The sequence below is a fragment of the Mycobacterium gordonae genome (assembly GCF_001417955.2).
Taxonomy (GTDB): Bacteria; Actinomycetota; Actinomycetes; order Mycobacteriales; family Mycobacteriaceae; genus Mycobacterium; species Mycobacterium gordonae_B.
Genome location: NZ_LKTM01000376.1, coordinates 1 through 26,533, shown reverse-complemented (window position 1 = coordinate 26,533; position 26,533 = coordinate 1). Strand labels below are relative to the sequence as shown.

21 protein-coding genes, 1 tRNA gene and 5 pseudogenes are annotated in these 26,533 nt (G+C 67.1%); 11 read left to right on the top strand and 16 right to left on the bottom strand.

Annotated features, from left to right (window positions below):
* The 3 genes and pseudogenes from AO501_RS40455 to AO501_RS32215 all read left to right on the top strand — a co-directional run.
* Positions 1-348 (top strand): annotated as a pseudogene (locus tag AO501_RS40455) (hypothetical protein); the annotation flags it as partial.
* Positions 349-882: 534 nt separating this feature from the next.
* A complete protein-coding gene (locus tag AO501_RS32220; RefSeq protein ID WP_055581626.1) occupies positions 883-1,536 on the top strand; it encodes a type IV toxin-antitoxin system AbiEi family antitoxin domain-containing protein in 654 nt (217 codons plus the stop codon).
* The gene (locus tag AO501_RS32215; RefSeq protein ID WP_055581622.1) at positions 1,526-2,320 is read left to right on the top strand and encodes a nucleotidyl transferase AbiEii/AbiGii toxin family protein; all 795 of its coding nucleotides are present in this window, start codon (positions 1,526-1,528) and stop codon (positions 2,318-2,320) included. The genes AO501_RS32220 and AO501_RS32215 overlap by 11 nt, the downstream gene beginning before the upstream one ends.
* Before the next feature lie 313 nt (positions 2,321-2,633).
* Here the strand turns inward: AO501_RS32215 and AO501_RS32210 are convergent.
* Positions 2,634-2,707: transfer RNA gene (locus tag AO501_RS32210), tRNA-Ile, on the bottom strand.
* Positions 2,708-3,084: 377 nt separating this feature from the next.
* On the opposite strand from AO501_RS32210, the gene AO501_RS32205 reads away from it, so the two are divergent.
* Positions 3,085-4,326 (top strand): fatty acid desaturase family protein, encoded by a 1,242-nt coding sequence (locus tag AO501_RS32205; RefSeq protein WP_055581621.1) that lies wholly within the window; start codon positions 3,085-3,087, stop codon positions 4,324-4,326.
* On the opposite strand, the gene AO501_RS32200 is transcribed toward AO501_RS32205, so the two are convergent.
* Entirely contained in the window at positions 4,286-4,804 is a 519-nt protein-coding gene (locus AO501_RS32200) for a nitroreductase family deazaflavin-dependent oxidoreductase (protein ID WP_197419998.1), read from the bottom strand. The genes AO501_RS32205 and AO501_RS32200 overlap by 41 nt on opposite strands.
* Positions 4,805-4,832: 28 nt before the next feature.
* A complete protein-coding gene (locus AO501_RS32195; RefSeq protein WP_231752685.1) occupies positions 4,833-5,597 on the bottom strand; it encodes a hypothetical protein in 765 nt (254 codons plus the stop codon).
* Between the two features lie 90 nt (positions 5,598-5,687).
* Here AO501_RS32195 and AO501_RS32190 point away from each other — a divergent pair.
* Positions 5,688-8,253: pseudogene (locus AO501_RS32190) on the top strand (cation-translocating P-type ATPase).
* Here the strand turns inward: AO501_RS32190 and AO501_RS32185 are convergent.
* Genes AO501_RS32185 through AO501_RS32175 form a run of 3 tightly spaced genes read right to left on the bottom strand, consistent with a single transcriptional unit; the run spans position 8,235 to position 11,972 of the window.
* Positions 8,235-9,074 (bottom strand): carboxymuconolactone decarboxylase family protein, encoded by an 840-nt coding sequence (locus tag AO501_RS32185; RefSeq protein ID WP_055581620.1) that lies wholly within the window; start codon positions 9,072-9,074, stop codon positions 8,235-8,237. The pseudogene AO501_RS32190 and the gene AO501_RS32185 sit on opposite strands and share 19 nt — an antisense overlap.
* A gap of 10 nt (positions 9,075-9,084) precedes the next feature.
* Positions 9,085-10,458 (bottom strand): TldD/PmbA family protein, encoded by a 1,374-nt coding sequence (locus tag AO501_RS32180; protein WP_055581619.1) that lies wholly within the window; start codon positions 10,456-10,458, stop codon positions 9,085-9,087.
* On the bottom strand, positions 10,455-11,972 hold the full coding sequence (locus AO501_RS32175; RefSeq protein WP_055581618.1) for a TldD/PmbA family protein: 1,518 nt from the start codon (positions 11,970-11,972) through the stop codon (positions 10,455-10,457). The genes AO501_RS32180 and AO501_RS32175 overlap by 4 nt, the downstream gene beginning before the upstream one ends.
* Positions 11,973-12,005: 33 nt before the next feature.
* Here AO501_RS32175 and AO501_RS32170 point away from each other — a divergent pair, with 33 nt between their 5' ends.
* From AO501_RS32170 to AO501_RS32160, 3 genes are all read left to right on the top strand, one after another.
* A complete protein-coding gene (locus tag AO501_RS32170) occupies positions 12,006-12,878 on the top strand; it encodes a carbohydrate ABC transporter permease (RefSeq protein ID WP_055581617.1) in 873 nt (290 codons plus the stop codon).
* Positions 12,865-13,686, top strand: a complete 822-nt coding sequence (locus AO501_RS32165; protein WP_055581616.1) for a carbohydrate ABC transporter permease — start codon at positions 12,865-12,867, stop codon at positions 13,684-13,686. Before AO501_RS32170 ends, AO501_RS32165 begins: the two co-directional genes overlap by 14 nt.
* Positions 13,687-13,780: 94 nt before the next feature.
* Positions 13,781-15,097, top strand: coding sequence for an ABC transporter substrate-binding protein (locus AO501_RS32160; protein WP_055581615.1), 1,317 nt, complete (start codon positions 13,781-13,783; stop codon positions 15,095-15,097).
* 74 nt (positions 15,098-15,171) lie between these two features.
* Here the strand turns inward: AO501_RS32160 and AO501_RS32155 are convergent, their stop codons facing one another.
* From AO501_RS32155 to ddaH, 7 genes are all read right to left on the bottom strand, one after another.
* Positions 15,172-15,789: a TetR family transcriptional regulator gene (locus AO501_RS32155; protein ID WP_231752684.1), complete on the bottom strand. Its 618-nt coding sequence runs from the start codon at positions 15,787-15,789 to the stop codon at positions 15,172-15,174.
* 10 nt (positions 15,790-15,799) lie between these two features.
* Positions 15,800-16,000 carry a rubredoxin gene (locus tag AO501_RS32150; protein WP_055581613.1) on the bottom strand — a complete coding sequence of 67 codons (201 nt, stop codon included), beginning with the start codon at positions 15,998-16,000 and terminating at the stop codon, positions 15,800-15,802.
* The gene (locus tag AO501_RS32145; RefSeq protein ID WP_082658968.1) at positions 16,000-17,277 is read right to left on the bottom strand and encodes an alkane 1-monooxygenase; all 1,278 of its coding nucleotides are present in this window, start codon (positions 17,275-17,277) and stop codon (positions 16,000-16,002) included. Before AO501_RS32145 ends, AO501_RS32150 begins: the two co-directional genes overlap by 1 nt.
* Before the next feature lie 123 nt (positions 17,278-17,400).
* Positions 17,401-18,276, bottom strand: coding sequence for a universal stress protein (locus AO501_RS32140; protein ID WP_055581612.1), 876 nt, complete (start codon positions 18,274-18,276; stop codon positions 17,401-17,403).
* A complete protein-coding gene (locus tag AO501_RS32135) occupies positions 18,273-19,718 on the bottom strand; it encodes an amino acid permease (protein ID WP_055581611.1) in 1,446 nt (481 codons plus the stop codon). Before AO501_RS32135 ends, AO501_RS32140 begins: the two co-directional genes overlap by 4 nt.
* A gap of 19 nt (positions 19,719-19,737) precedes the next feature.
* The gene (rocD, locus tag AO501_RS32130) at positions 19,738-20,964 is read right to left on the bottom strand and encodes an ornithine--oxo-acid transaminase (protein WP_055581610.1); all 1,227 of its coding nucleotides are present in this window, start codon (positions 20,962-20,964) and stop codon (positions 19,738-19,740) included.
* A complete protein-coding gene (gene ddaH, locus AO501_RS32125) occupies positions 20,961-21,824 on the bottom strand; it encodes a dimethylargininase (protein WP_055581609.1) in 864 nt (287 codons plus the stop codon). The genes rocD and ddaH overlap by 4 nt, the downstream gene beginning before the upstream one ends.
* Positions 21,825-21,949: 125 nt before the next feature.
* On the opposite strand from ddaH, the gene AO501_RS32120 reads away from it, so the two are divergent.
* A complete protein-coding gene (locus AO501_RS32120; protein WP_055581608.1) occupies positions 21,950-22,396 on the top strand; it encodes an Lrp/AsnC family transcriptional regulator in 447 nt (148 codons plus the stop codon).
* Positions 22,397-22,412: 16 nt separating this feature from the next.
* Here the strand turns inward: AO501_RS32120 and AO501_RS32115 are convergent, their stop codons facing one another.
* The 3 genes and pseudogenes from AO501_RS32115 to AO501_RS40915 all read right to left on the bottom strand — a co-directional run.
* Positions 22,413-23,261: an energy-coupling factor transporter transmembrane component T family protein gene (locus tag AO501_RS32115; RefSeq protein WP_055581607.1), complete on the bottom strand. Its 849-nt coding sequence runs from the start codon at positions 23,259-23,261 to the stop codon at positions 22,413-22,415.
* A pseudogene (locus tag AO501_RS40920) lies at positions 23,258-23,809 on the bottom strand (ABC transporter ATP-binding protein); the annotation flags it as partial. The pseudogene AO501_RS40920 and the gene AO501_RS32115, both read right to left, overlap by 4 nt.
* 212 nt (positions 23,810-24,021) lie before the next feature.
* Positions 24,022-24,595 (bottom strand): annotated as a pseudogene (locus AO501_RS40915) (ABC transporter ATP-binding protein); the annotation flags it as partial.
* An 838-nt stretch (positions 24,596-25,433) separates the two neighbouring features.
* Here AO501_RS40915 and AO501_RS32105 point away from each other — a divergent pair.
* Together AO501_RS32105 and AO501_RS32100 are read left to right on the top strand one after the other, a co-directional pair.
* Positions 25,434-25,910 (top strand): MarR family winged helix-turn-helix transcriptional regulator, encoded by a 477-nt coding sequence (locus AO501_RS32105; protein WP_055581605.1) that lies wholly within the window; start codon positions 25,434-25,436, stop codon positions 25,908-25,910.
* 68 nt (positions 25,911-25,978) lie between these two features.
* Positions 25,979-26,533, top strand: a pseudogene (locus AO501_RS32100) (hypothetical protein); the annotation flags it as partial.

Sequence of the window (26,533 nt, the reverse complement as noted above, 5' to 3'; positions counted from 1 at the left end):
GCCGGAGGTGTCGGCGGCACCGGCGGTCTGGGCGGTTGGGCCACCTGTGTCGCGCCCGGAACCGGCCAGGGCGGCAACCCCGGAATTGGCGGAGCCGGCACCGGCGGCGGCGGCGGTGGCGGCGCGTTCGCAATAAACGCGTTCCTTGGCGCCGGGGTTGCCAACGGCGGAGCCGGCACCGACGGCGCCGCCGGCGGGGCAGGCGGGGCCACCGGCAACAGCGTCGATATCAACATGGGAGGCCGCGGCGGCAAAGGCGCCATCGTCGGTGTCGGCGGCACCGGAGGCGAAGGCGGTGCCGGCGCCAAATGGTTCGGTGGGGGCGGCGGCCTGAACGGTCAGTTCTGAGAGCGGGTGACCCGGCGGCGACCGAAGAATCGACACCCCATCGGCGTTCACAGCCATCGCGGCCTGATACCTCTGCGCAGCCACGCTCAACCGACTAGGAGTCAAATGGTCGCGGTCGAACGAGTGCGGCCACGATGAGCCAAGTACCCCGTGGTATCCGGGCGCATTTCGGTCATCGGATATTCAGAGATAACGGGGGCATCGGACGAGTTCGCCTGTCGCACAATGTAGTCCGATCATCACTGACCGGGAGCAACCATCTCGGGCGTGTCTCCTCTCCGCCCTCAGGTGGTGCGCCGAACAGACTTCTCATCGGACCGTTCTGCCCGCATCGGCGCCGAACATCTCGGGCACAGCTATGTGAGCATGAACCGGACCGCTACATGAGCCGTGGCCGCATCCATACCCAAGTGGCCGCTCTGCTCGATCGCACCGTGCGCGAAGGCGATGACGAAGAGAGCCCGAACGAAGCTTGCGCAGTGAGTACGCATTTCGTACTCTGCAAAAGTACGAAATGCGTACTGAGGAGTGAAGGTGACACAGAACCGCAGCACTCCGCTTCCTGCCGCACTGGCACGGGCGCCCCTGCGAACGGTGCGGCCACGCGATGCCGGCGCTGTTTACGCCCACCCCCGGACCCAGCTAATCCGGCTTGCCGATCGCGGTCTCCTGCACCGACTCGCCGACGGCTACTACGTCGTCGTCCCCCAGGACTTGGTGGGGCGCAGGTGGATCCCAGAGCTCGAAGCCGCCGCCGCGGGAATTGCCACCACGATTTACGGGCACCACGACGTAATTGTCATGGGGCCCAGTGCCGCACGCCTGCACGGCGCCCTTCCGCGGGCGATAGCAACCGCAATCGTGGCAGTGCCACGCCGACACCATCGCATCGCACTGACCGATCGGCCCGCCGTGGTGCAGTTCGTCCAGCGCGACACCCGCGGCCTGGACGCGGAACGCATCAGCACCGAACTGGGGCTGGTGTTGGTGACCACTCCCGAACAAACCGTACTCGACCTGGCCCACCGCCCCACCCTCGGTGACAACGAAGCCGACGTACCGACCGCCGTCGCCACCCTCTACGCCCGCAGCGACAGAAAGCGCCTCGAAGAACTCGCCACGGAACAGCGCCGGGTGGCCTCAATGCGCCGCGCCGAGGAGTGGGCCGGGGTCGCCGATGGATCCTGACGAACGCGATTCCGTTGCAACACTGTTCGGCGTCTCCGCCGAACAGGTCGAGCGCGACCACCTGATCTCCCACCTCCTGGGCTTCCTGAGCCGAGACTTCGGTGACCAAATCCACTTCATCGGCGGCACCGCCCTGGCCCGCACCCATCTGCCGGACGGCCGCCTCAGCGAGGACATCGACCTCATCGCCGTCGGCAACCGCAAGAAGGTCGCGGACGCGCTCGACGCGGCGCTCCCGCGCGCGCTGGCGCGCACCCACGGCCGCCTCACTGTGGAACCGGCGCTGGCCGCCACACCGAACGTCACGGCGGCGGTCCTGCGCCCCACACAAGGGCGACCCGTCCGGCTGCAGCTGCTCTCGGCACGCGAGCGCACCGTATGGCCGAACGAACGTCGGCGCTTGATCCAGCGCTACACCGACGCTCCCGCCGCCGAACTAATCGTGCCAACGCTTCCCGCGTTCGCAGCATCGAAGACCGCGACTTGGGCGGACCGTCTCGCGCCACGTGACCTCTGGGACCTGTGGGCTCTGAGCGGCCTCGGCGCGATCGACGCGCACGCGGCTGCCCTGTTCCGACAACACGGACCCACCAACCAGAACCCGGCGCCGTACATGTTCACCCGTGCGCCGTCCGACGCCCAATGGCAGGCGCAGTTGGCCGGCCAGACCCGCCTAAGCGTCTCGGCGACCGAGGCGCTCACCGTCGTTCGCGGTGCGTGGATGCGGGCATCACGACCTGCACAAACCTCGCAAAATGCGCTTCAACGTGACGTGCATCAGTGATTCCTCCTTGCGCGATTGGCTATGGGGTCAGCTTGGCCGCGCGTGCATGCCGAATCTTCGCGTCTTTCTTGCGATTTTCTTGCCCGTCAGGTGTCAGGGACGCCTTTCCCTCTTCCGCTCCTCTCACCTCGCCGAGCGTGACGTGAGGGTGGGTTTCCGGCCGGATTTCATCCCTCAGATCACGCTCGGCGCGGGTGTCGGCGCATCGCGGTCCCCCGACTCGCTCGCAAACTGATCTCCGCGCCGAGCGTGCTGTCAGGCATCACCCGAAACAGAAACGTCAAGCATCACCCGACGTCATACACCTCTGAAGTGGGGCGGGCGGGGCTCGAACCCGCGACCAACGGATTATGAGTCCGCGGCTCTAACCAACTGAGCTACCGCCCCGAGACGCCTCAACGTCGCCGAGCACGACCTAGACCTTAGCTTCCCCGACAACCGCGAGTGACGACACGCCACCCGACGCGACCGGGGCGTCAGCGCACGCGTGTCCCGGCGCGACATCCGCGCCTCCACCGCTTAGCCTGGTCAAACGGGCCTGTGACGGCGGCGCCACTACATACAAAGCCGCTACTTAAGTGTCACCCACGCCCACCTCATCTAGCGGCAGTTAGGCTCGACAGACGAACAAGATTGGCGTGCAGAGACATTGGACGCAGTGCAGCGTCACGTCCTCGACGCGCGATTAGCCCGCAACGATCAGGCCGCGCAGGGCCGATCGTCATGCGCGGCATCAAACGACACCAGACACCCGGGGGAAACACATGGCGATCACGGACGTTGCGGCGTTCGCCCACCTGACCGACGCCGATATCGAGAATCTGGGCACTGAGCTCGACGCCATCCGGCGCGACATCGAGGAGTCCCTGGGTGCGCGCGATGCCCGCTACATCCGCCGCACCATCGCCGCTCAGCGTGCCCTGGAACTCACCGCCCGGGTCATGCTCGCCGGCAGCGCAAAGCGCCCGGTCAAATGGGCGGGAACCGCGACGCTCGCCCTGGCCAAGATCATCGAGAACATGGAGATCGGCCACAACGTTATGCACGGCCAGTGGAACTGGATGAACGATCCCGAGATTCACTCCACCACGTGGGAATGGGACATGAACGCCGCGTCCAAGCACTGGCGCAACGCCCACAACTTCCAGCACCACAAGTACACGAACATCCTCGACATGGACGACGACGTCGGCTATTTCATCCTGCGCGTCACCCGTGACCAGCCGTGGCAACCCTACAACGTCGGAAATCTGCCCTACAACGTCATTCTCGCGCTCGCGTTCGAGTGGGCGATCGGTCTGCAGACTGTCGACCTGGAAAAGTACTTCGAGGATGGTCCCGACGGTGACATCGCCCGCCAGCGGACAAGCGAGTTCATCACTAAGGTCAGCCGGCAGATTGTCAAGGATTACGTCGCGTTTCCCGCCCTCACCGCGCTCTCACCGGCCGCCACCTACACCTCGACCCTGAAAGCCAACGCGGTCGCCAATGTGATCCGCAGCGTCTGGGCACACGCGGTCATCGTGTGCGGCCATTTCCCGGACGGCGCAGAGAAATTCACCACGACCGACATGGCCGGCGAGACCAGGGGCGAGTGGTATCTGCGTCAGATGCTGGGCAGCGCCAACTTCGAGGCCGGGCCCGTGTTGCGGTTCTTGAGCGGCCACCTGTGCCATCAGATCGAGCACCACCTGTTCCCCGACCTGCCCAGCAACAGACTGCGCGAAGCCTCGGTAAAAGTCCGGGCATTGTGCGAGAAGTACGACTTGCCCTACACCACAGCGTCTTTCGCTGCTCAGTACGGCAAGACGTGGCGCACGATCGCGAAGTTGTCGCTGCCGAACAAATTCCTGCGGGCCACCGCTGACGACGCACCGGAAACCCGGAGCGAGCGAATGTTCGCCCACCTCAAGCCCGTTGACGCCAACCTGATTACCGGTCGCCGCCGCGGACTGAAGACCGCGCTCACCCGGGCGCGCCGCAAGGCCGCAGCCGAAACACCCTGATCTCCCGCGGCGCGCACCGGTCGCGATAATTCTCGTACCCGATGAAGAAGTCGACCGCCTTGGCCCACGCGTCAGCGCGGTCCTGCCCGCTCAACAACTCGGCGCGATACTGCCGCGGCGGCCCCTTGTACTCGACCGTGCACTCGGGGTAGGCCAAAATATTGGCGCTCCACCCCGGGTGCGAAGGCCGCCCGTAGTTGGAACCGATCGCCAATAACCCGTCCGAATCCTCAATCAGCGTCAGCGGATTCGTGCGAGGCCTACCGGATTTGGCGCCCGTCGTCGTCACCAGACCGGTCCGGTTCACACCTGCGGTGCTCAACCGCCCGTTGGTCCGAGGGATGAGCACCCTATCGATCCGGGGCGCCAGGTGCATCCCGAGTTGCGAGCCGAGACGGCTCATCGCGACCCGCTCCCCCAGAGCTTCGTGCAGCCGCAGCCGCCGGCCGCGCATCGGACTCTCACGCAGAAAAGGCATGCACAGACGGTACCCACCAACCAAAGGCCTAATACACGTAGACCACGGCGCCGTTGCCGCCGTTGCACACCACCATGGAACCGTTGGCGGCACAGGTCATGGTGTAGTGCTGTCCGGTCACCGGACTGTCGGCTTCGACCTGGCGCGGTGTGACGCTGGCCGGTCCGCCGGCACCGTAGGCGACGCGCACCTGCTCGGCGAACGGACATGAGGTGTCCGCGGAACCGACCGCGGAGTGCGCGAAGCCGCCGGCCGGGCCGGACGCCGGCGGACAGGCCTGGGCACCCGCCGGCAGGGCAACCGACGTGGTCGTCGTCGTCGTGCTGCTCGTCGTCGTGGTGGCGCCATCCGTCATCAGCGTCCACGGAGCGCAACCCTGCGATCGGAACCCTGCGTCCGTCGGCGCAATCGTCACCGTCTGGGGCAGAATCCCCGCGCCGTTGGCGATGATGTCGGCGGTCTGACCACCGAAGCCCCGCAACCGTTCCCAGTAGCAGGAGTCGCCGCCCTGCGACCGATAGGTACCCGGCACCAGGTCCACCCCGGTCCGGAACGTCCCGTCACCCGGGATGGTGCGAGCAACCGGCGCCGAAGACGACGGGGTTGTAGAAGACGACGACACGGAAGTGGAGGGCGGAAACGAGACCGTGGTCCCAGGGTAGATCGGCGGCAGCCGGGACGGATTGTCGTGACCGGTCGGCGTTTGCCGCGCCGGCTTATCGCCGGAGCCAGAACAGCCGGTCATCGCGAACACCGCGGCCACCATGATGGCGAAAAGCGCTCTAACCGCCATGACCCCTCGCTGCTGCTCCTGCTGCAGGCTTGTTCAGTGTGCTAACGCTACCGCGAGCAAGGACCACGGTAACCGCCCCCGGGTGAGAACATGGCCGATGTGACGGCAGCAGGCCTGACCACTGTGGAAGCCTCCGCACGGCGTGCGCGGGATGGCGCCAACACGTTGCCCGCGGCCAAGCGGCCCTCCGTCTTCCGTCGCCTGCTCGGAGAGCTGACGCACTTTTTCGCCGTATTGCTTTGGGCGGCCGCCGCGTTGGCCTTCTTCGCGCAGCTCCCGCAACTCAGCGTCGCGATCATCGCCGTGATCGTGCTCAACGGGGTCTTCGCGCTGATTCAGCAGGCTCGGGCGGATCGCGCGGCCGATCGGCTGCAGGAGATGCTGCCAACCCGCGTAACAGTCTTCCGCGACGGACGGCGGCGTCTGATCGAGGCCGAGGACGTGGTCGTCGATGACGTGCTGCTGCTGGAAAGCGGCGACCGGGTGCCGGCCGACGCCGTGGTGCTGGCCGAGAATCGGTTGCTGGTCGACTCGTCGATGCTCACCGGCGAGAGCCAGGCCAATTCCGTCGCCGAGGGTGAAGCGCTCTTTGCCGGCACCTTCGTCGTCGAGGGCGACTCCCGCGCCCGCGTCACGGCGATCGGCCAACACACGCGACTGGCCGGCATCGCCCGGCTGTCGACGTCGACCGCGAAGCCCGACACGCCCTTGACGCGCGGCCTCAACGGCGTCGTGCGTCTCACCGCCGCGATCTCGGTCAGCGTGGGCGCGCTGTTCCTCCTTGTCTGCCTGCTCATCGGCAATCCGGTCCAGCAGGCCTTCGTGTTCGCGATCGGTGTGACGGTCGCACTGGTTCCCGAGGCACTGCTGCCGACGGTGACGCTGTCCCTGGCTTGGGGCTCGGAGCAGATGGCCAAACGGCAGATCCTGGTGCGCAACCTCGAGGCGGTCGAAACGCTCGGCTCGACGACCTTCATCTGCACCGACAAGACCGGCACGCTGACCCGGAACCAGATGACCGTCGTCGAAATATGGACGCCCGTCGGCACAGTCAGCGTCGACGGCGCCGGCTACGGGCCAACGGCCGCTCTCACACCGGCCTCCCCCGCCGCAACAGACGCCGCTCGCACCCTGGCCCTCGCCGCCGAACGTTGCTCCACCGGCTACGCCGAAGAAGTCCACGGGCAATGGCGGGCGCACGGCGATCCGATGGAGGCGGCCCTGGACACCCTGGCCCGACGCCTGGGTGTCGACACGGTCGAGGACCGCCGCACCGGACCGGCGGAGTTGCGGTTCCCCTTCGACCCCCGCCTGCGCCGCATGGCGGTCGTGCTGGCCGACGAGATCGTGGTCAAAGGCGCGCCGGACGCCGTCCTTCCGCTCTGCGGTGACGACCCGGCGCCTCACCATGCGATGGACGCACTCACCGCGCGCGGGCTGCGGGTACTCGCCGTCGCCGCCGCTGCGAGGAACGGCCGAACCCCGCGCGATCAGACCGACTGCGATCAGGGGCTGCGGCTGCTCGGCCTAATCGGACTGCAGGATCCGCCGCGTGACGACGTGTCGGAGTCGCTGCGGGCGTGCCGCGCGGCCGGTGTGAAGGTGGCGATGGTGACCGGCGACCATCCGGCCACCGCGACGACCATCGCCGACGAGGTGGGCCTGCGGTTCAACGACTCACCGGTGCTGTCGGGGACCGACCTACCCGACGATGAGCGCCAACTCGCGGCTCTGCTGGACCACGACGGTGTGGTCATCGCCCGGGTATCGCCGGAGGACAAGCTTCGGATCGCCCGGGCGCTGCGCTCCCGCGGCCACGTGGTGGCGATGACGGGAGACGGGGTCAACGACGCTCCGGCACTGCACGAGTCCGATATCGGTGTGGCCATGGGACTTTCGGGCACCGATGTCGCCCGCGCGGCCGCCGACCTCGTGCTGCTCGACGACTCCTTCGCCGGCATCGTCGCCGGCATCGAGCAGGGACGCGCGACCTTCGTCAACATCCGCCGCTTCCTGACCTATCACCTGACCGACAACGTCGCCGAGCTGGCGCCGTTCCTGGTGTGGGCGCTCTCGGGCGGCTATTTCCCTCTCGCGCTGGGCGTGCTGCAGATCATCGCGCTCGACCTCGGCACCGACACCCTGTCGGCGGTCGCGCTCGGCGCCGAACCACCCGCCAAGCACCTGCTGGAGGGACCGCCCGTGCATGGGCGGCTGATGAACCGCACGGTGCTGCGCCGGGCCTTCGGCTTGCTGGGTCCGTTGGAAGCGTTGCTCTCCCTCGCCGCCTTCGTCGTGTCCCTATTGACTGTGGGCTGGCGCCCCGGCAATCCGTTCCCCGCCGGGCACGCGCTGGCCGCAGCGTCCGGCGCGGCCTTCATCACCGTCGTCCTGGCCCAGACGGCCAACGTGTTCGCCTGCCTCCCGCTGGCCGGGAGCGCTGGGCTGGTTCACCAACCGGTTGCTGGTCCCAGCGGCCCTCACCGGGCTGGTGATCTCGCTGCTCGAACTGTGGGTGCCACCTATCGCGCGGCTGCTGGGACAGTGGAACCCACCGCTGTGGGGATGGGTCGTGGCACTCGCCTCGATGCCGATCCTGCTCGCTGTCGACGCGCTGGATAAGCGGCTACGAGCGCGTCAGCTGAACACCGTCTGACCATCGACGTCGATCAGATACCGCTCTGTCCCCGACTCCACCCGCGGCGCGTCCGCAGCCAGCGACACGGCGATCTTGTTACTGGCATTGCGCATGATGTCGAACGTCAACTCCACGGCCTCATCCGGCGAGAACCGGGAGCGCACCTCGGCGGCATCGTCGACGGCGAGGTGCGCAGGCGTCCAAATTAACGCATCCGCATACCGCAGCGCTGCTTTTGCGCGTTCATCCAGCACGACCGAGTTCTCGAATTGCGCAATCTCGTCGTACAGCGACTCGGTACCACCGGCGTCCAGGGCGTGTCCCTCGCGCAGCGATTTGCACAGCCGGCAGTTGTGCGCGGCGGCACCGCGCAGTCGCACGAGCTCCGAGGTGACCGGGTCCACGGCCCGTTCGCGGGCCACCCTCGGCAGGAACCGACTGAACAACTCATCCGACGGATCCCGTGCGTCGTCCCACTTGATCGGCCCATCCACCCAGCCCAGGTACTCCGAGCCGACGCCCAGGGCCTCGAACCCGGCCCGCACCCGCGGCACGAAGTCAGCGATAAAAATCCCGACGACGACCCGAAAGGCATTGCTCCCCAACGTCTTCAACAGCAAAGATCGTTGCTCGGCGGTGATCGCCGAGACGTCGGCGCTGAACTGCTCGGCGAACTCGGCGACGACGGTTTCGGCCTCGGACTCGGCCGCGTCGACGGCGACGGGATTGGGCAACGGCGGCAGCGACATGGTCTGGGCGCACACCCGGCGCACCAGGCCGGACAGACGCCCGTCGGAGAACGCGACCAACCTGGTCAGCTGGTCAGCAGGAAGCGGCATCTTTCGTACGCTACTGCGCCTGGCTCACCGAGGACATATGGAAGTCGGGTATCCGCAACGACGGCATCGCGGCCCGGGTGGCCCAGTCACCCCACTCGCGCGGCAGCGTCTTCTCGCTGACACCGGCCTCGGTCGCCCGCCTGAGCAGGTCCAGCGGGCTTTCATTGAACCGGAAGTTGTTGACCGCCCCGGTCACCTCGCCGTCCTCGATCAGGTACACACCGTCACGCGTCAGCCCCGTCAGCAGCAGCGTGGTCGGGTCAACCTCGCGGATGTACCACAACGTGGTCAGCAGCAGTCCCCGCTCGGTGGCGGCGATCATATCGGCGAGCTCGACCGTCCCGCCGGTCATGATGATGTTGTCGCAGGCGACCCCCACCGGGGCGTCGAACCGCGCGGCGGTGGCCCGCGGATAGGCCAGCGCGTTGATCACGCCCTCGCGGATCCAGTCGACCTGATTGATCTCCATGCCGTTGTCGAACACTGACATGGTCTCCGAGGAGTTGCTCACCGCGACGAACGGCGTGCACGCCAGTCCCGGAGCCATCGGGTCGGAGAACAGGGTGAGCGGCAGACCCGTGAGCCGCTCCCCCACCCGCGTCCCACCGCCCGGCGCCGACAGCGCGGTGCGGCCCTCCTGGGCGGCGCGACCGGACATCTTCCAGGCCAGGTAGATCATCATGTCGGCGACCGTCGAGGGAGGCATGATCGTCTCGTAGCGGCCGGCCGGCAGTTCCACCGACCGGGACGACCACTCCAGGCGGGTCGAAAGATCCGAAAGCAGCGAATCAATCGGCACGTCAACGAAATCCGAGGTTCCGATCCCGGCCCAGGCGCTGGCTTCACCACGCTTGGCGTTGACCTCGATCGCCCCGGTCGGCTGGGTGTAACGCCGGCGCAGCCCGGTCGACGACGCCAGGAATGTCGTCGAGACGCTGTGGTGCGCATAGCCGTACAACCGGTCACTGCCCCGGAAACCCCGGCACAACGCACCGGTGATGCTGCTGAACACCCCGGCACCGGTGCCGGGCACCGGTGCGTCCCAGTCGGCGGGCTCGCCGGAGTCGCCCAGCAGCGGCGCCGCGTCCCCGGCCTCCGGTGCGGAACGGGCCGCATCCTGCGATGAGGCCACCAACTGGGGCAGCACCGTCGGATCGGCCTCGCCGGTGACCACCGTGCCGACATACGCGCTATCACCTTGGCGGACAATGGAAATGACCGCGATGCTACGGGTGACCGCGACACCGTTGGTGGTCATCGTGCTGTTCGCCCAGCGCAGCGATGCCTCGACCGTGTCGGTCACCAGCACCATGGTCTCGTCGGCGCGCCCGATCTTGGCAGCCTCGTCCAGGACGATGTTGATGACGTGCTGAGGTGTGATCATCGGCCGCCCTCGGTCCGGGTGTTGAGCACGTTGATGCCGCGGAACAACGCCGACGGGCAGCCGTGGCTGACGGGGGCGATCTGGCCGGGTTGGGCCTTGCCGCAATTCAGCGCACCGCCCAACCGCCATGTGGAGCGTCCACCGACCGCCTCCATCGCATTCCAGAAGTCGGTGGTGGTCGCCTGGTAGGCCACGTCGCGCAGCTGCCCGTAGAGGCGGCCGTCGCGGATGCGGTAGAAACGCTGGCCGGTGAACTGAAAGTTGTAGCGCTGCATGTCGATCGACCACGACTTGTCGCCGACGATGTAGATGCCGTCGTCGATCCGGCTGATCAGATCCTCGGTGCTCAGATCCTCCGGTCCCGGCTGCAGCGACACGTTGGCCATCCGCTGGATCGGCACGTGGTGAGCCGAGTCGGCGTAGGAGCACCCGTTGGAGCGCGGTTCCCCCAGTCGCGGCGCGAACACCCGGTCGAGCTGGTAGCCGACGAACACCCCGTCGCGCACCAGATCCCAGCTTTGCGCGGCGACCCCTTCGTCGTCGTAACCGACGGTGGCCAAACCGTAGTCGACGGTACGGTCCGCGGTCACATTCATCACCGGCGAGCCGTACTGCATGCTGCCCAGTTTGTCGGGAGTGGCGAACGACGTCCCGGCGTAGGCGGCCTCGTAGCCGATCGCGCGGTCGTATTCGGTTGCGTGGCCGATGGATTCGTGGATCGTCAACCACAGGTTGGTGGGGTCGATCACCAGGTCGGTCGGGCCGGGCACCACCGACGGCGCATGCACCTTCTCGTAGAGCAGATCCGGTAGCTCCGCAAGCTCGGCGGACCAGTTATAGACGTCGTCGCCGGCCACCAGCTCCCAGCCCCGTGCGGCCGGCGGGGCCAGCGTGCGCATCGACTCGAAGTTGCCCGCCTTGGCATCGACGGTCACCGCCTCGAGTTGGGGTTGCAGCCGCACCCGTTGCTGAGTGATCGAGGATCCGAAGGTGTCGGCGTAGAAGGTCTGCTCCTTGGCGGCGTTCAGGGTGGCCGACACGTGATCGACGCCGTCGGCGTCCAGCAGCCGGCGGGAGTAGTCCTCCAGCACGCTGATCTTGTCCGAAGCAGGGAGTCCGAACGGATCGATTCGATAGTCCGAAGCCCACATCGCATCGGCGTACACCGGCTCGGGTGCGAGCCTGACCTGTTCGGTGTTCAGCGCCGCCAGGATGGTGGCCACCTGCACGGCGTGCCGCGCGGTGCGGGCCGCCACATCCGGGGACAGCTCGGCATGGGAGGCAAAGCCCCACGTGCCCGCGACGATCACCCGCACCGCCAGCCCGATGTCGCGGGACAGGACGGCGGTCTCGAGTTCGCCGTCGCGCAGCTGGATGATCTCGGTGCTGATGCGGTGAATCCGCAGGTCCGCATAACTGGCCCCGGCCGCCCTCGCCGCGGACAACGCGGCGTCCGCCAACTGACGGCGCGGCAGGTCAAGGAAGTCGGCGTCGATTCCCCGGTTCGCTGTCACGGGTACACCGTAACGACCGGCTTTAATACATTCATGCCCGACGCGCCACGCCGCTCCACCGCGCTGGCCTACGCGCTGCTGGCGCCCAGCCTGTTCGGCGTCGTCGCGTTCCTGTTACTGCCGATTCTGGTGGTGGTGTGGCTCAGCCTGTACCGCTGGGACCTGCTGGGACCGCTGCATTACGTCGGGTTCGCGAACTGGCGCTCGGTATTGCATGACGGCGACTTCGCGGACTCGCTGGCGGTCACCGCGATCTTCGTCGCGCTGGTGGTGCCGGCGCAGACGGCGCTGGGACTGCTGGCGGCCCTGCTGCTGGCCCCGCGGCTTCCGGGCAGCGGGCTGTTCCGGACGCTGTACGTGCTGCCGTGGATCTGTGCGCCGCTGGCGATCGCGGTGTTGTGGCGCTGGATTCTGGCCCCCACCGACGGTGCGGTCAGCACGCTGCTGGGCCGCCGCATCGAGTGGCTGACCAACCCCGATCTGGCGCTGCCGATGGTGTCGGCGGTGGTCATCTGGACCAACGTCGGCTACGTGTCGCTGTCGTTTCTGGCCGGCCTGCTGGCCATCCCCGAAGACGTCCACAACGCCGCGCGCACCGACGGGGCGGGCGTGTGGCAGCGGTTCTGGCGCATCACCCTGCCGATGCTGCGGCCCACCACGTTCTTCGTCCTGGTCACCGGGATCGTCAGCACCGCACAGGTTTTCGATACCGTCTACGCGCTGACCGGCGGCGGCCCCGAGGGCAGCACCGACCTGGTGGCGCATCAGATCTACGCCGAGGCGTTCGGCGCGGCGTCGATCGGCCGCGCCGCGGTGATGGCCGTCGTGCTGTTCGTGATCCTGGTCGGCGTCACATTCGTTCAGCACCTGTACTTCCGGAAGCGGATCAGCTATGACCTCGTCTAGGGCGTCGTTGGGCCTGATCTATGCGGGCCTTGTCGCCGGCGCGTTGATCACCCTGGCTCCCTTCGCGCTCGGATTACTGACCTCGTTCACCTCCGAGCACCAGTTCGCCACCGGTTCGCCGCTGCAATGGCCGCGTCCGCCGACCCTGACCAACTACACCGACCTGATCGGTACGGGGTTCGGCCGGGCCGCGGCGGTGACCGCGCTGATGACCGCGGTGATCCTGCTGGGCCAGATGACGTTCTCGGTGCTGGCCGGTTACGCGTTCGCGCGCCTGCACTTTCCCGGGCGCAACGCCTTGTTCTGGGTCTACGTCGCGACGCTGATGGTGCCGGGCACGGTGACGGTGGTGCCGCTGTATCTGATGATGGCTCAGCTGGGTCTGCGGAACACGTTCTGGGCGTTGGTGATTCCGTTCATGTTCGGCTCGCCGTATGCGATCTTCCTGCTGCGCGAGCACTTTCGGCTCATCCCCGAGGACCTGATCAACGCCGCGCACCTCGACGGCGCCAATACCCTCGACGTGCTGGTGCACGTGATCCTGCCGTCCAGCAAGCCGGTGCTGGCCGCGCTGACCATGATCACGGTGGTCTCGCAGTGGAACAACTTCATGTGGCCGTTGGTGATCACCAGCGGCCGCAAATGGCGGGTGCTGACGGTGGCCACGGCAGACCTGCAGTCCCGGTACAACTCGCAGTGGACGCTGGTGATGGCCGCCACGACGGTCGCTATCGTGCCGCTGGTCGTACTGTTCCTGGCGTTCCAGCGGCACATCGTGTCCTCGATTCTGGTTTCGGGGCTCAAGTGAACGGGGCTTGCCGCGTCGAGATTGCCGCCACGGCTGCGAATCGCGCAGGATCACGACCCCCACGGCAATCTCGACGACGCACGAGGGGGCTCACGTGAAACGCCCCCGCTTCTCGACGCTGTTCGCCGCCGCGCTCGCGCTGACGGCGGCGCTGCTGCTGACGACCGCGATGCTGATGGGCCGCTCCGAGGACAACGGCAAGATCGTGGTGACGGTGCGACTGTGGGCCGAACCCATCGCCCGGGTCTATCAGGAGTCGTTCCAGGCATTCACCCGCACGCACCCGAACATCGAGGTGCGCACCAACATGGTGGCGTTCTCGAACTACTTCGACACCCTGCGCACCGACGTGGCCGGCGGCAGCGCCGACGACATCTTCTGGGTGTCCAACGCCTACCTCGACGCGTATGCGAACAGCGGCCGCCTGATCAGAATCGAGGGCCCCGACCACGGCTGGGACCCGGCGGTCACCGAGCAGTTCACCCGCAACGGCATCCTGTGGGCAATACCCCAACTCACCGACGCCGGAATCGCGCTGTTCTACAACGCCGACCTGCTGGCTGCGGCCGGCGTCGATCCTGCCGTGTTGGACACCCTGCGCTGGAGCCCCGGCAGCGACGACACACTGCGGCCGCTGCTGGCCCGCCTGACCGTCGACGTCGACGGACATCTGGCCGGCACAACAGGTTTCGAGCCGCGGCGGGTGCGCCAGTGGGGATACAACGCCGCCAACGACCCACAGGCCATCTACCTCAACTACATCGGCTCAGCCGGCGGAGTGTTCCAGCGCGACAACGAATTCGCCTTCGACAACCCCGAGGCGCTGCAAGCCTTCCAATACCTGGTCGGCCTGATCAACAGCGACCACGTCGCGCCGCCGGCCTCCGACACCAACGACAACGGGGACTTCTCCCGCAACCAGTTCCTGGCCGGCAAGATGGCACTCTTCCAGTCCGGGACCTACAGCCTGGCCGCCGTGGCGCGCGATGCCACCTTCCACTGGGGGGTGGCCATGATGCCGAGCGGGCCGAAGGGCCGCGTCAGCGTCACCAACGGCATTGCCGCGGCAGGTAATTCGGCATCGAAGCACCCCGACGCCGTCCGCCAGGTACTGGCCTGGATGGGCAGCGGCGCGGGCAACGCCTATCTGGGCCGTGAGGGCGCTGCCATCCCGGCGGTGCTCTCGGCCCAGCCCGGTTACTTCGCGTACTGGAAAGCCAAGGGCGTGGACGTCGGGCCGTTCTTCGCGGTCATACGCGGACCACGGATCCCGGCGCCCGGTGGTGCCGGATTCGCCGCCGGCAACGAGGCCCTGCAACCCTACTTCGACGAAATGTTCCTGGGCCGAGGCGATATCGCAGCGACACTGAAGCAGGCACAGGCGGCGGCCAACGCCGCGTCCTCCCGTTAGCTTGCGCGAGCAGACGCAAAATCACCCGGGAGCATGCGCTCCGAGGTGATTTTGCGTCTGCTCGCGCGGCTGAGCTAGCCCCGCCGGATCCCGCTGATGAACGGCGCCAGGACGTGCGCGATGGTCGTCGCGGCGTCGTCGACACCGATCGGCGGGAGGGCAAGAAAACTCAGTGCGGCGCGTGCGATGGTCTGACCGAGCACGATGGCGTCCGCCGCACTGGCCCCCACCCAGCTTCGCTGGAAAATCTCGGCAAGGTGTTCCGTGGCGTAGTCGACGATGAACTGGCTTTCGACCGTGATCATCCGCAGCAGGTCATTGGGCGCGTCTTCGGTTCGCAGCGCCCGCACCAGCGGGTCGTTGTCGGCGCGGCCGAAGAAATCGCTGAAGGTCGACCGCAGGGTGCCGTAGCCGTCGTCAGGATGGGAAGCTACCGCCTCCTCCAACCCGGTGATGATGCTGTCGGTGAGCCGCAAGGCGTAGCTGCGTGCCAGTCCGCGGCGCGTACCGAACTCGTTGTACAGAGTGCCCCGGCTGATGCCCGCCTCCTTGGCGACATGCGCCATGGTGATCGTCGACCACTTGCGTTCGACCAGCAGACGCTGCATCGCGTCGAGGACCCCCTCACGCATCAACGCGAAGGCGCTGTTCTGATACGGGCTCCGGTTTCGCGGGGACATCGGCTCCACCATCCAGCCGACACTATTGCGCATCGTGCTCGGCTCCTGTCGTCGAGTGGGCGCGTCGCGGGTCGAAGTCGAACTTCTCCCGGACACCGCACTCCGGGCAGCGCCAGCCGTCCTCCACGTCGTCCCAGCTGGTTCCGGCCGGATAGCCCTGGCGAGGCGCGCCCGCTGCCTCGTCGTAGACGTAGTCACAGTCCGGGCATTTGTACGCCGCCATCAACAGGCTCCGTACCGCGCGAGAATCTTGTCGCGCTTGCGCGGGTCGACGTTGATCCTGGTGAAGTCGCCGTCGTAGTGCTCGATGACCCGGTGGTCCATCAGCTTTCGCCAGGCAGGCGGGAAGTAGGTGATCCCGATCAGCGTGGCATACCCGCTGGGCAGGTTGGGCGCACCGTCCATGCTGCGCAGGGTCTGATAGCGCCGCACGGGGTTGGCGTGATGGTCGCTGTGCCGCTGCAGGTGGTACAGGAAGACATTGGTGACGATGTGGTCGGAGTTCCAGCTGTGCACCGGCGCACAGCGCTCATAGCGACCCGATGGCGTCTTCTGGCGCAGCAGACCGTAGTGCTCGAGAAAGTTCACCGACTCCAGCAGCGAGGCTCCGTAGGCGGCCTGGATGATCAGGAACGGCAGTACCTGCCAGCCGAAAACAGCGGTCAGCGCCCCGAACAGGACGAGTGACATCAGCCACGCGTTGAGCACGTCGTTCTGAAGGTTCCACGGGGACTTGCCGAGCCGCTCCATCCGCGTCTTCTCCAGCTCCCAGGCCGACTTGAGCGAGCCGAAAACGCTGCGCGGCAAGAACATCCAGAAACTCTCACCGAACCGCGCGCTGGCCGGGTCTTCCGGAGTGGAGACGCGGACGTGGTGGCCGCGATTGTGCTCGATGTAGAAATGCCCGTAAAGCGTCTGTGCCAGAGTCACTTTGGACAGCCAACGCTCCACATTCTCACGTTTGTGCCCCATCTCGTGGGCGGTGTTGATACCCACCCCGCCGATCACACCCATCGTCACCATCACGCCGACCTTGGAGATCAGGCCCAGACCGCCACTGATCCCCAGCCAGCTCAGGTCATCGGCCGACCACAGGTAGCAGGCCACGACCAGGCTGGCCAGCTGCAGCGGAATGAATGCGTAGGTGCAGTAGCGGTAGTACCTGTCGTTCTCCAGATACTCGATTACCTCGTCCGGCGGGTTCTGATCGTCGGCGCCGAAGAACGTGTCCAGGACCGGCAGCAGCACGTAGAGCAGGAAAGGCCCGACCCACCACACCACCGGCGTGACCGCGGTCCACCCGAGCGCGCCTAACAGCCAGGCCACACCGACGGCCACCAGCAGGGACGTCGGCAGAATCAGGCCCAACGGCCACAGATAACGCTTGCGGTCACGCCATACCGCGACGTCACCGCCGGGAATCGGCTTTGCGATGTTCGCCACCGCGAACCTCCTCAATTCGTCTTCGGCCCCCGTGACGTCGTCGTCTGCTATGAACATATCAGCTGATTTGTTCAACTCATGCATGAATTTCTGGATATGTTCACCGCCGCGGGGCCGGTCGGGGGTCGCGAAAGCTCGCCCGCGCGGTGGCACCGGCGTGAAACTCGATGAAAGGCAGGCTCAGCCGGGCAGTACCAACACCGGCACCGGACTGTGCCGGATGATCTTGCCGCTGCGCACCCCGAGGAACACCCGTCGGATGTCGCCGCTCGGCGATGTGCCCAGCGTGAGGATTTCGCCGTCGACCCAATCCGCCCGGTGCAGCGCCTCCAGCCAGCTGTGGCCGGTAATCACCTGCAACGTAACGTCATCGCCGATTGCACCGTCAATCTTCAGCGATTCCAGGGTATTTCGCGCTTGCCCTGCCCACGCCTCGAGGATGCTGTCCTCGGCGTTCAGTCCGACGTCCGGCGGGTACATCGTGCGGCCGCGGACCGCGAAAGTCATTATCCGCAAAGGTATTTGCATCCGCTCTGCGTACTCGGCACAGCGGCTCACGACGTCGATCGACTGCGGAATGGCCGAGTACGCGCAGGTGAGCCGGGTCAATCTACCGGTGCGCGACTGGTATCCCGGGGAACTGATCGCCACCGGCACCGGCGAGGAGTGCAGCAGCGAGTCTGCGGTGGTACCGACCATGTGCACCCGCCCGCTGCTGGGCAACGATCCGAGCACCAGGATTTCGGCCCCGACCTTCTCGACCACATCCGCCAGTCCGCGCGACACCGACCGGTGTGCGCCCTGGCAATAGTTGACCTCCAGGCCCTCGGTCAGCGGCATCAGGTAGCTGCGGGCTTCATCAGCCGAGTTCTCCGCCAGATGCGCGGCCCAGTACTCGTATTCGGCGTCGACGCGCGCCAATGACGGTGCGGGCCAGGCTTTGGGCACGATGGTCGCCACCGTCAGCGAGGTGTGCAGTGTGCGGGCTATGCCGGCGGCCAGGTACAGGCCCGACAGCCCCACCTTGTCGGCGCGGTACCCGACGACGACGGTCACGGCGGATTCTCGTTCAGGGCGCTGTGATGCCGGCCCCACACGAAGTAGTAGGTCAGCGCCACCGCGATCCAGCCGCTGAACGCCAGCCAGGTGTACCAATGCAAGCTGGCCAGGATGTACCCGCAGGCCAGCACCGAAAGCGCCGGTGTGACAGGGTAACCGGGCACCCGGAAGCCGCGCGGCAGGTCGGGTTCGCGTACCCGCAGGATGACGACACCGACGGACACCACGATGAACGCGGTCAGGGTGCCGATGGACACCATGTCCGCCAGCTTGTCCAGCGGTACGAACGCGGCCAGCAGGCCCGCGGCAACCGCGACGATCACGGTGTTGTTGACCGGGGTCATGGTGGTCGGGTTGACCGTCGCGAACCGGGTGGGCAACAACCCGTCACGGCCCATCGCGAACAGGATGCGCGTCTGGCCGTACATGGTGACCAGGGTGACGGTGAAGATCGAGATCACCGCGCCCGCGGCCAGCACCGTGCCGGCCCACCGGCTGTGGGTGACGTTGTCGAGGATGGTCGCCAGTCCCGCGTTCTCCTGGGAGCCGAAGGCCTGCCATGGCTGCGTGCCGAGCGCGGACAGCGCGACGAGCAGGTAGACCCCGGTGACCACCACCAACGCCGAGACGAGCGCGCGGGGCATGGTCTTCTGCGGGTCCTTCACCTCGTCGCCGGCGGTCGAGACGGCATCCAGGCCGATGTAGGAGAAGAAGATGGTTCCGGCCGCCGTGCCGATGCCCGCGACACCGAACGGCGCGAAGTCTTTGAGGTGGTCGTCGTTGAAGGCGGTGAAGGCGATCACGGCGAACATGCCCAGAACACCGAGCTTGATCAGCACCATGATGGTGTTGACCTTGGCCGATTCACTGGCGCCACGGATCAGCAGCAGCGCGCACATGACGATCAGGATGACCGCCGGCAGGTTCACCCACCCGTGGGAGACACCCGGTGGTGTCTTGTCCCACGGCGCTGCCGACAACGCGTGCGGCAGTTCGGCTCCGAACAGGTTGTGCAGCAGCTTGTTGAGGTAACCGCTCCACCCGACGGCCACCGCGGCGGTGGCCACCCCGTACTCCAATAGGAGGCACGCGGCCACCACCATCGCCACCGCCTCACCCAGTGTGGTGTAGGCGTACGAGTACGACGAACCCGAAACCGGTACGGCCGAGGCCAATTCGGCGTAGCAGATAGCGGCCAGCCCGGCCGCGATGCCGGCCACCAGGAACGACACCAGCACGCCGGGCCCGGCCTCGGGCACCGCCTGGGAGAGCACGAAGAAGATCCCGGTGCCGACCGTGGAGCCGACCCCGAACAAAGTCAGCTGGAAGGTGCCGAAACTGCGCTTGAGTTCGGGAGCGGCTCCCTGAGCGACGGGTGCGCCACCTACCGGGCGGCGGCGCAGCATCTGGTCCTTGAGGCTGATCGAAGTGGCCGGCAACTGCGCTCCCCTCGCTGTGTCAGCTCAGTATGGCCTCTCGCAGCACATCGGCGAAGTGTTCCACCACCCATTCGATCTCGGCGGCGGTGATCACCAGTGGCGGCGCGAACCGCAGTGTCCAGTCGTGAGTGTCCTTCACCAGTACGCCGCGCTCGGCCAGCCGCAGACTGATTTGCTTTCCGGTGCCCAGTTCCGGGTCGATGTCGACGCCGGCCCACAAGCCGAATCCGCGCACCGCGGTCACCCCGTGGCCGATCAGCGCACCCAACCCCTCGTGCAGGTGCGCACCCAGATCGGCCGACCGGGCCTGGAATTCCCCGCGCGCCAGCATGCCCACCACGGTGGTGCCGATCGCGGCCGCCAGCGGGTTGCCACCGAACGTCGAGCCGTGTTCACCCGGATTCAGCACGCCCAGCACGTCGCGGTCGGCGACCACCGCTGACAGCGGAACCACACCACCGCCCAGCGCCTTGCCGAGGAGGTAGACGTCGGGCACCACCCCCCACCGGTCGCAGGCGAACGTGTAGCCGGTGCGCGCCAGCCCCGACTGGATTTCGTCGGCAATCAGGAGCACGTTGTTTTCACTGCACACCGCACGCACCGCGGGCAGGTAGTCGTCCGGGGGCACGATGATGCCCGCCTCGCCCTGGATCGGCTCCAGCAGCACCGCGACGGTGTGCTCATCGATCGCCCGGGCCAGCGCTGCCGCGTCACCGAAGGGCACAGAGCGGAATCCCGGCGTGAACGGGCCGAACCCGTCCCGCGCCACCGGATCCGAGGAAAAGCTGACGATGCTGATCGTGCGCCCGTGAAAGTTGTTGTCCGCCACGATGATGTTGGCCTGCCCCGCCGGGACGCCCTTGACCTCGACGCCCCACTTGCGGGCCACCTTGAGACCGCTTTCCACGGCCTCGGCGCCCGAGTTCATCGGCAACACCATGTCCTTGCCGCAGAGGTCGGCCAACGCCGCACAGAAGGGGCCGAGACGGTCGGAATGGAAGGCGCGGCTCACCAGCGTGACGGTGTCGAGCTGGGCGTGCGCCGTCGCGATGATCTCGGGGTGGCGGTGACCGAAGTTGACCGCGGAGTAGGCCGCCAGGCAGTCCAGGTAGCGGCGGCCGTCCACATCGGTGATCCAGGCCCCCTCAGCACTGGATGCCACCACCGGAAGCGGTGAATAGTTATGGGCTGCATGCCTTTCCACCAGAGCGATGGACGTGTCGGTCAGGTCGGCCAATACCGTCATGAGTGCACCTCCAATGTGCAGCACTTCACCGAACCGCCACCTTTGAGCAGTTCGGACAGGTCGACCCCGATCGGCTCGAAGCCGGCGGTACGCAGCTGGTGCGCGAAACCAGTTGCCGCAGCGGGCAGTACCACGTGGCGGCCGTCGGAGACGGCGTTGAGCCCGAACAGGTAGGCATCGGCGGTGCCGACGACGATCGCGTCGGCGAACAACGCCCGCAACTGGGTCTGGGCCGATTCACTGAACGCCGGCGGGTAGTACGCGATCGTGCGCTCGTCCAGGACGGCCAGCGCGGTATCCAGGTGGTAGAAACGCGGATCGACCAGTTCGAGCGACACCACCGGCATCCGCAGCGCCGCCGCGATCTCGGCGTGCGCCCGCTGGTCGGTGCGAAACCCGTAGCCCGCCAACACCATATCGCCGATGAGCAGCAGATCGCCCTGCCCCTCGTTGACGTGGCGAGTGGATACCGGCCGGTATCCGACCGAGGACATCCAACTCGCGTACGCACGGGATTCCTCGGCGCGCTCGGCGAACCGGAACCTGGCGACGACGGCGATGTCCTGAGCGATGAAGCCGCCGTTGGCCGCGTACACCATGTCCGGCAGGCCCGTCACCGGCTCGACCACGTCCACCCGGTGGCCGAGCCGGATGTAGGTCTGGCGCAGCCGCTCCCACTGCGTGTTCGCGCGGCCGAGGTCGACCGCCGCCGTGGGGTCCATCCACGGATTGATGGCGTACTCGACGGCGAAGAAGGCCGGCGGTGTCATCACGTAGTGGCGGGCGGTCGGTGTCCGTTCGGCCCGCGTGGCGTGCCGCAACCCGGGCACAAGCCGAGCGTCAACATAGTTGTCCGTCATAAATATCAACGCTATTGGCCGGTTCTGGCGCAAGCAAACGATGTATATTGCGCATTTACCATTGATATGTTGCGCTAGACTCTCCCCAGCGGCGATTTGTTGCGTGAACCGGTTGGAGGTGCCTCTTGGACCGCCTGGACGAGATGGACGAGCGCATCCTGGTCGAACTCGCCGAGCATGCCCGGGCCACGTTCGCGGAGATCGGTCAGAAGGTGAATCTGTCCGCGCCGGCGGTGAAGCGCCGGGTGGACCGGATGCTCGACAGCGGGGTGATCCGGGGCTTCACCGCCGTCGTCGACCACAATGCGCTCGGCTGGAATACCGAGGCGTACGTGCAGGTGTTCTGCCACGGCCGGATTGCGCCAGAGAAGCTGCGCGAAGCGTGGGTGGACATTCCCGAGGTGGTCAGCGCGGCCACCGTGACCGGCACCTCGGACGCGATCCTGCACGTGCTTGCGCGTGACATGCGGCATCTGGAGGCCGCGCTGGAACGCATCCGCTCCAGCGCCGACATCGAGCGCAGCGAGAGCATCGTGGTCCTGTCCAACCTGATCGACCGGATGCGGCCTTAACCGGGCCGCCACCCAGTCAGTGCGCGGTGAGGATCGTCTGAATCGCCACGCCCGCGCCGCAGACCAGGACGGCGATGGTCAGCGCCACCCAGTCCGACAGCTTGGGCCGCCGCGGGTGGGCCGACAGTTGGCCGGTGCCGCCGCGGGCGGTGATCGCATCGCCCATCTCGTCGGCGCGGCGCAGGGTCACCGTGATGGTGGCCGCGAGCAGGTCGATGACCTCCAGCCTGCGTTGCTGGCGCCTCTCTTTACGGTTGCGCGGCGCCGGTTTCGGCCGGAGCCTACGCGCCGCGTACAGCACCTGGAACTCGTCGATCAGCATCGGGAAGGCGCGCAGCGCCAACGCCAACGCCACCGCCCATTCGTCGATCGGCAGCCGCAACAGCCGCAACGGCCGGCCCAAAGTGGCCACCGCAGGCCCGATTTCGGCGACGTTGGTGGTGTAGGACACCAGACCGCCCAATGCCAGCAGCACCAGTGTGAGCGCGGTGATCCGCAGAAAGTTCAAGAAACCGCCGAGCCCAACCTCGAGACCCGCCACCGAGACCAGCGGATCACCGCCGGCCAGCGCCGCGGTGAAACCACCGATAGCGATGACGATCCACAACCAGAGCGGTATCGACGGCAGAGCGCCACGCGGGATGTGTGCGGTCCAGATCGCCGCCAGCACCACGGCCGCGGCACACCCGATCGTCACCCAGCCCGGGTAGAACGCCAGCAGCACCGAAATGCCGAAAACCACCAGCAATTTCGTCCCGGCCCACAGGTCGTGGATGGGCGAGCTGCCGGGTATCGGAACCAGCAGCACCACCGGACGACCGGGCTTACGGTTCTCGCGCTGCCTCGGGTGCGATGTCGTCGTCACGACACACCCCCTGGGCGCATGCCGGACGTCGAGGCCGTCTCCAGCACGCCGTCACGCAGGTGCAGGGTGCGCGGGCAGAGGCTTTCCATCCCCACGAGATCGTGCGAGATGACAACCACGGTCAGACCCCGCTCCCGGCGCAGGTCCTCGAGCAGGCGCAGCAACCCGCTCTGACTCTCGGCGTCCAGTCCGGCCAGCGGCTCGTCGAGGATCAAGGCTTTGGGCTGGCAGGCAAGCAGCCCGGCCAGGACCACCCGGCGCATCTGACCACCACTGAGCTTGTCGATGCTGCGGCCGGCCAGCGCAGGGTCGAGTCCGACGACGCCCAGCGCCGCGATGACCCGTTCGTGGTCCCGGTGCGAAAAACCGGCCGCTGAGGCCACTTCCAGGTCGACGCGGCTACGCATCAGCTGCAGCCGGGCCGCCTGGAACGACAGAGCCACCGCGCCCACCTGCTCGTCGGTGGGACGACCGTCGAGCAGACACACACCACTCGTCGGCGTCGTCAAACCGGCCATGATCCACGCCAGTGTCGACTTGCCCGAACCGTTTCCGCCGTGGATCAGCACGCCGTCGCCCTGCTCCACCTGAAAGGTGATGTCGCGCAATGCTGTCTTGGCCCACGGGGTCCCGACGCCGTATTCATGGCCGACGCCGACGAGTTCGAGCGTTGACCCGCTACGCGTTCCGCCCACTCCCACGGTCGGCATCTGTGCGTCCCCGGCGGGCTGGACCATTCCGGAGTTGTCCGGCGAATCGCTGAGTTTGATTGTGCGGTCCGCGGATTGGGCCTCGTTGTTGTAATGCGTGATGTGCACCAGTGCCGTCCGGTGCCGTTTCGTGAGACCGGACAGCACGTTCAGCAAGCCCTCGCGGCCCTGCTGATCGACCATCGTGGTGACCTCGTCGGCAATCAGCATGGCGGGCTCACGCGCCAACGCCGCCGCGAGCGCCAGCCGCTGTAGTTCACCGCCGGACAGGCTGCCGGTGTCGCGTTCGGCCAGGTCTTCCAGCCCCACCTCGCGCAGCAGTGTGTCGACGTCGGTCTTGGTGCCCGGCGGCAACCCCCACACCACGTCGTCGGCGACCCGGGTGCCGAGCACCTGGCTTTCGGGATGTTGCAGGACGACCGCCGTGCCGCCGAGCTTGCCCAGACCCACCGCACCGGGCCGCTGCACCGTGCCCGAGGTCGGTTCCCGTCCGGCCAGGATCAACATCAGCGTGGTCTTGCCGGAGCCGTTGGCGCCGGTGATCGCGACGTGTTCGGCCGCACCGATGTCCAGGCTGATCTCGCGCAACGCGTCCTGGCCGGCCCCCGGGTAGCGGAAACGCACGTGGTCCAGGCGCACCGGAACGGGGCCGACGACGGCATCGGCGTCGTCACCGGTCGGGGCGTCCAGCTTGTGCACGTCGGGGATGCCCCGCATCCGCTCCAGCAGTCGAGACAGTGCCCACCACCCGATCAACGAGATGAAGACAACCCCAACGGCGACGCTGCCGAGCAGCACCAGCTGCCAGTAGTGCAGCGCCCCGGCGTACACCTTCTTCAGCCAGAACCCGGCATCCTGCAGACCCACCCGCCCGAAGAACGAGGCCAGTCCGTTCACGTTCGCGCTGATCGCGTCGCGCATCAGGTGACGCAGGCGCGTGAGCACCATCAGAATTCCGACGTTGCCGGCCCCGAACACCAGTCCGGCGATCACCGACGAGACGACCACCGTGGGAGTGCCGCGGCCCCGCCGCTTGATGATTCCGGTCAGCCCGCCGATGTAGGCGCTCTGGATGACGCCCATCAACCCGCCACCGCCGGCGATCAGGAAGGCGATGACGCCGGCCGCGATCGTCGCCGTGATCAGCACCCGCAGGCGGTAGCGGTAAGCCAGTAACCCGGTCGGGACGGTGCCCAGCAGCGCCAGTCCCGCGGCAAACGGCACCACGACGGAGATGATGGCGGTCACCGCGCACAGCGCGGCCATCACCGACGCCTGTGCCAACTCACTCGGTCGCAGCGGTCCACCCCGAGCGCGCGAAGGGGGTGGCCCGATCTCGCTCACTCGACCGATTCTGCCAGGTCCACTCGCCGCAGGATGACCAGCACGCAGGCCCTCGGGCATTTAATGCGACGGCCCTCACGATTGGTCTCGCATAGCAAAGCTATGCAACGATGGACATATGACTTCGTCCGCCGCGGCTAAAGACGCCGGCGTCGCGCACGGTCTGGGAGCCGACCTGCTGGCAGTGGTCGCGCGGTTGAACCGGCTGGCCACCCAGCGCATCCAGATGCCGTTGCCGTCGGCGCAGGCCAGGTTGCTGGCAACCATCGAAGCTCAGGGGGAAGCCCGCATCGGCGACCTGGCCGCCGTCGACCACTGTTCCCAGCCGACGATGACAACCCAGGTCCGCCGACTCGAGGACGCAGGACTCGTGTCGCGCACCATCGACCCGGGTGACGCCCGCGCCGTCCGCATCAAAATCACGCCGAAGGGTGTGCACACGCTCAACGCGGTGCGCCGGGACCGGGCCGCCGCCATCGAACCGCAACTCGCGCGCCTCGATGCCGCCGACCGTCAGGTGCTGACGGATGCCGTCGAGGTATTACGGCGTCTGCTCGAGAACGCCGCCAACGCGCCGGGCCGCCACACACTCTGATCGGCTCAGCGCGGGTGGAGGGACCGGGTGAACGGGTAGACACTTGAGTCAGCACTCCACGATGAAAGGTGACGGCCATCCCTGACGTCTCCCCGTTGACCGTATGGGTCGGATCGGTGCGGTACGTCTTCGCGCCGGGCCGCGATGTGATCGTGGGGCACGGCGGACACTGTGACGTCCGACTGGACCCCGATGGCCCCGGACTTGACGGTGAACCCGTCCCCGACGTGGTGCTGCGCTTCGCCGGCACCCACTGGCTGGCCGTCGATCAGAGCCACCGAGGCCTGTTCCTCGATGGGATGCGGATGTCGACGATCGACATCCGCGACGGTCAGACGATCGCGATCGGCGACCCGCAGCGCGGACCGCGGCTGAGTTTCCAGGTCACCGCTCCCGACGACGCGCCACCGCCCACCACCGATCCGATGGGGGTCAAGACGCCGGTGCCTCCACCCGTCCCGGCGTCACCAGATATCCCCGACGAACCCGCGACCACCAGCATCCCCGCCCAACCCGCGGCCGGGTACGGCCCCGTCGAACCTTCCCCGCTGGAAAGACCCACCAGGCCGTTCCGGTTCGTCCCAGCGGACGCGCCTCCCGCCCCGCCGGCACCCCAGGACGCC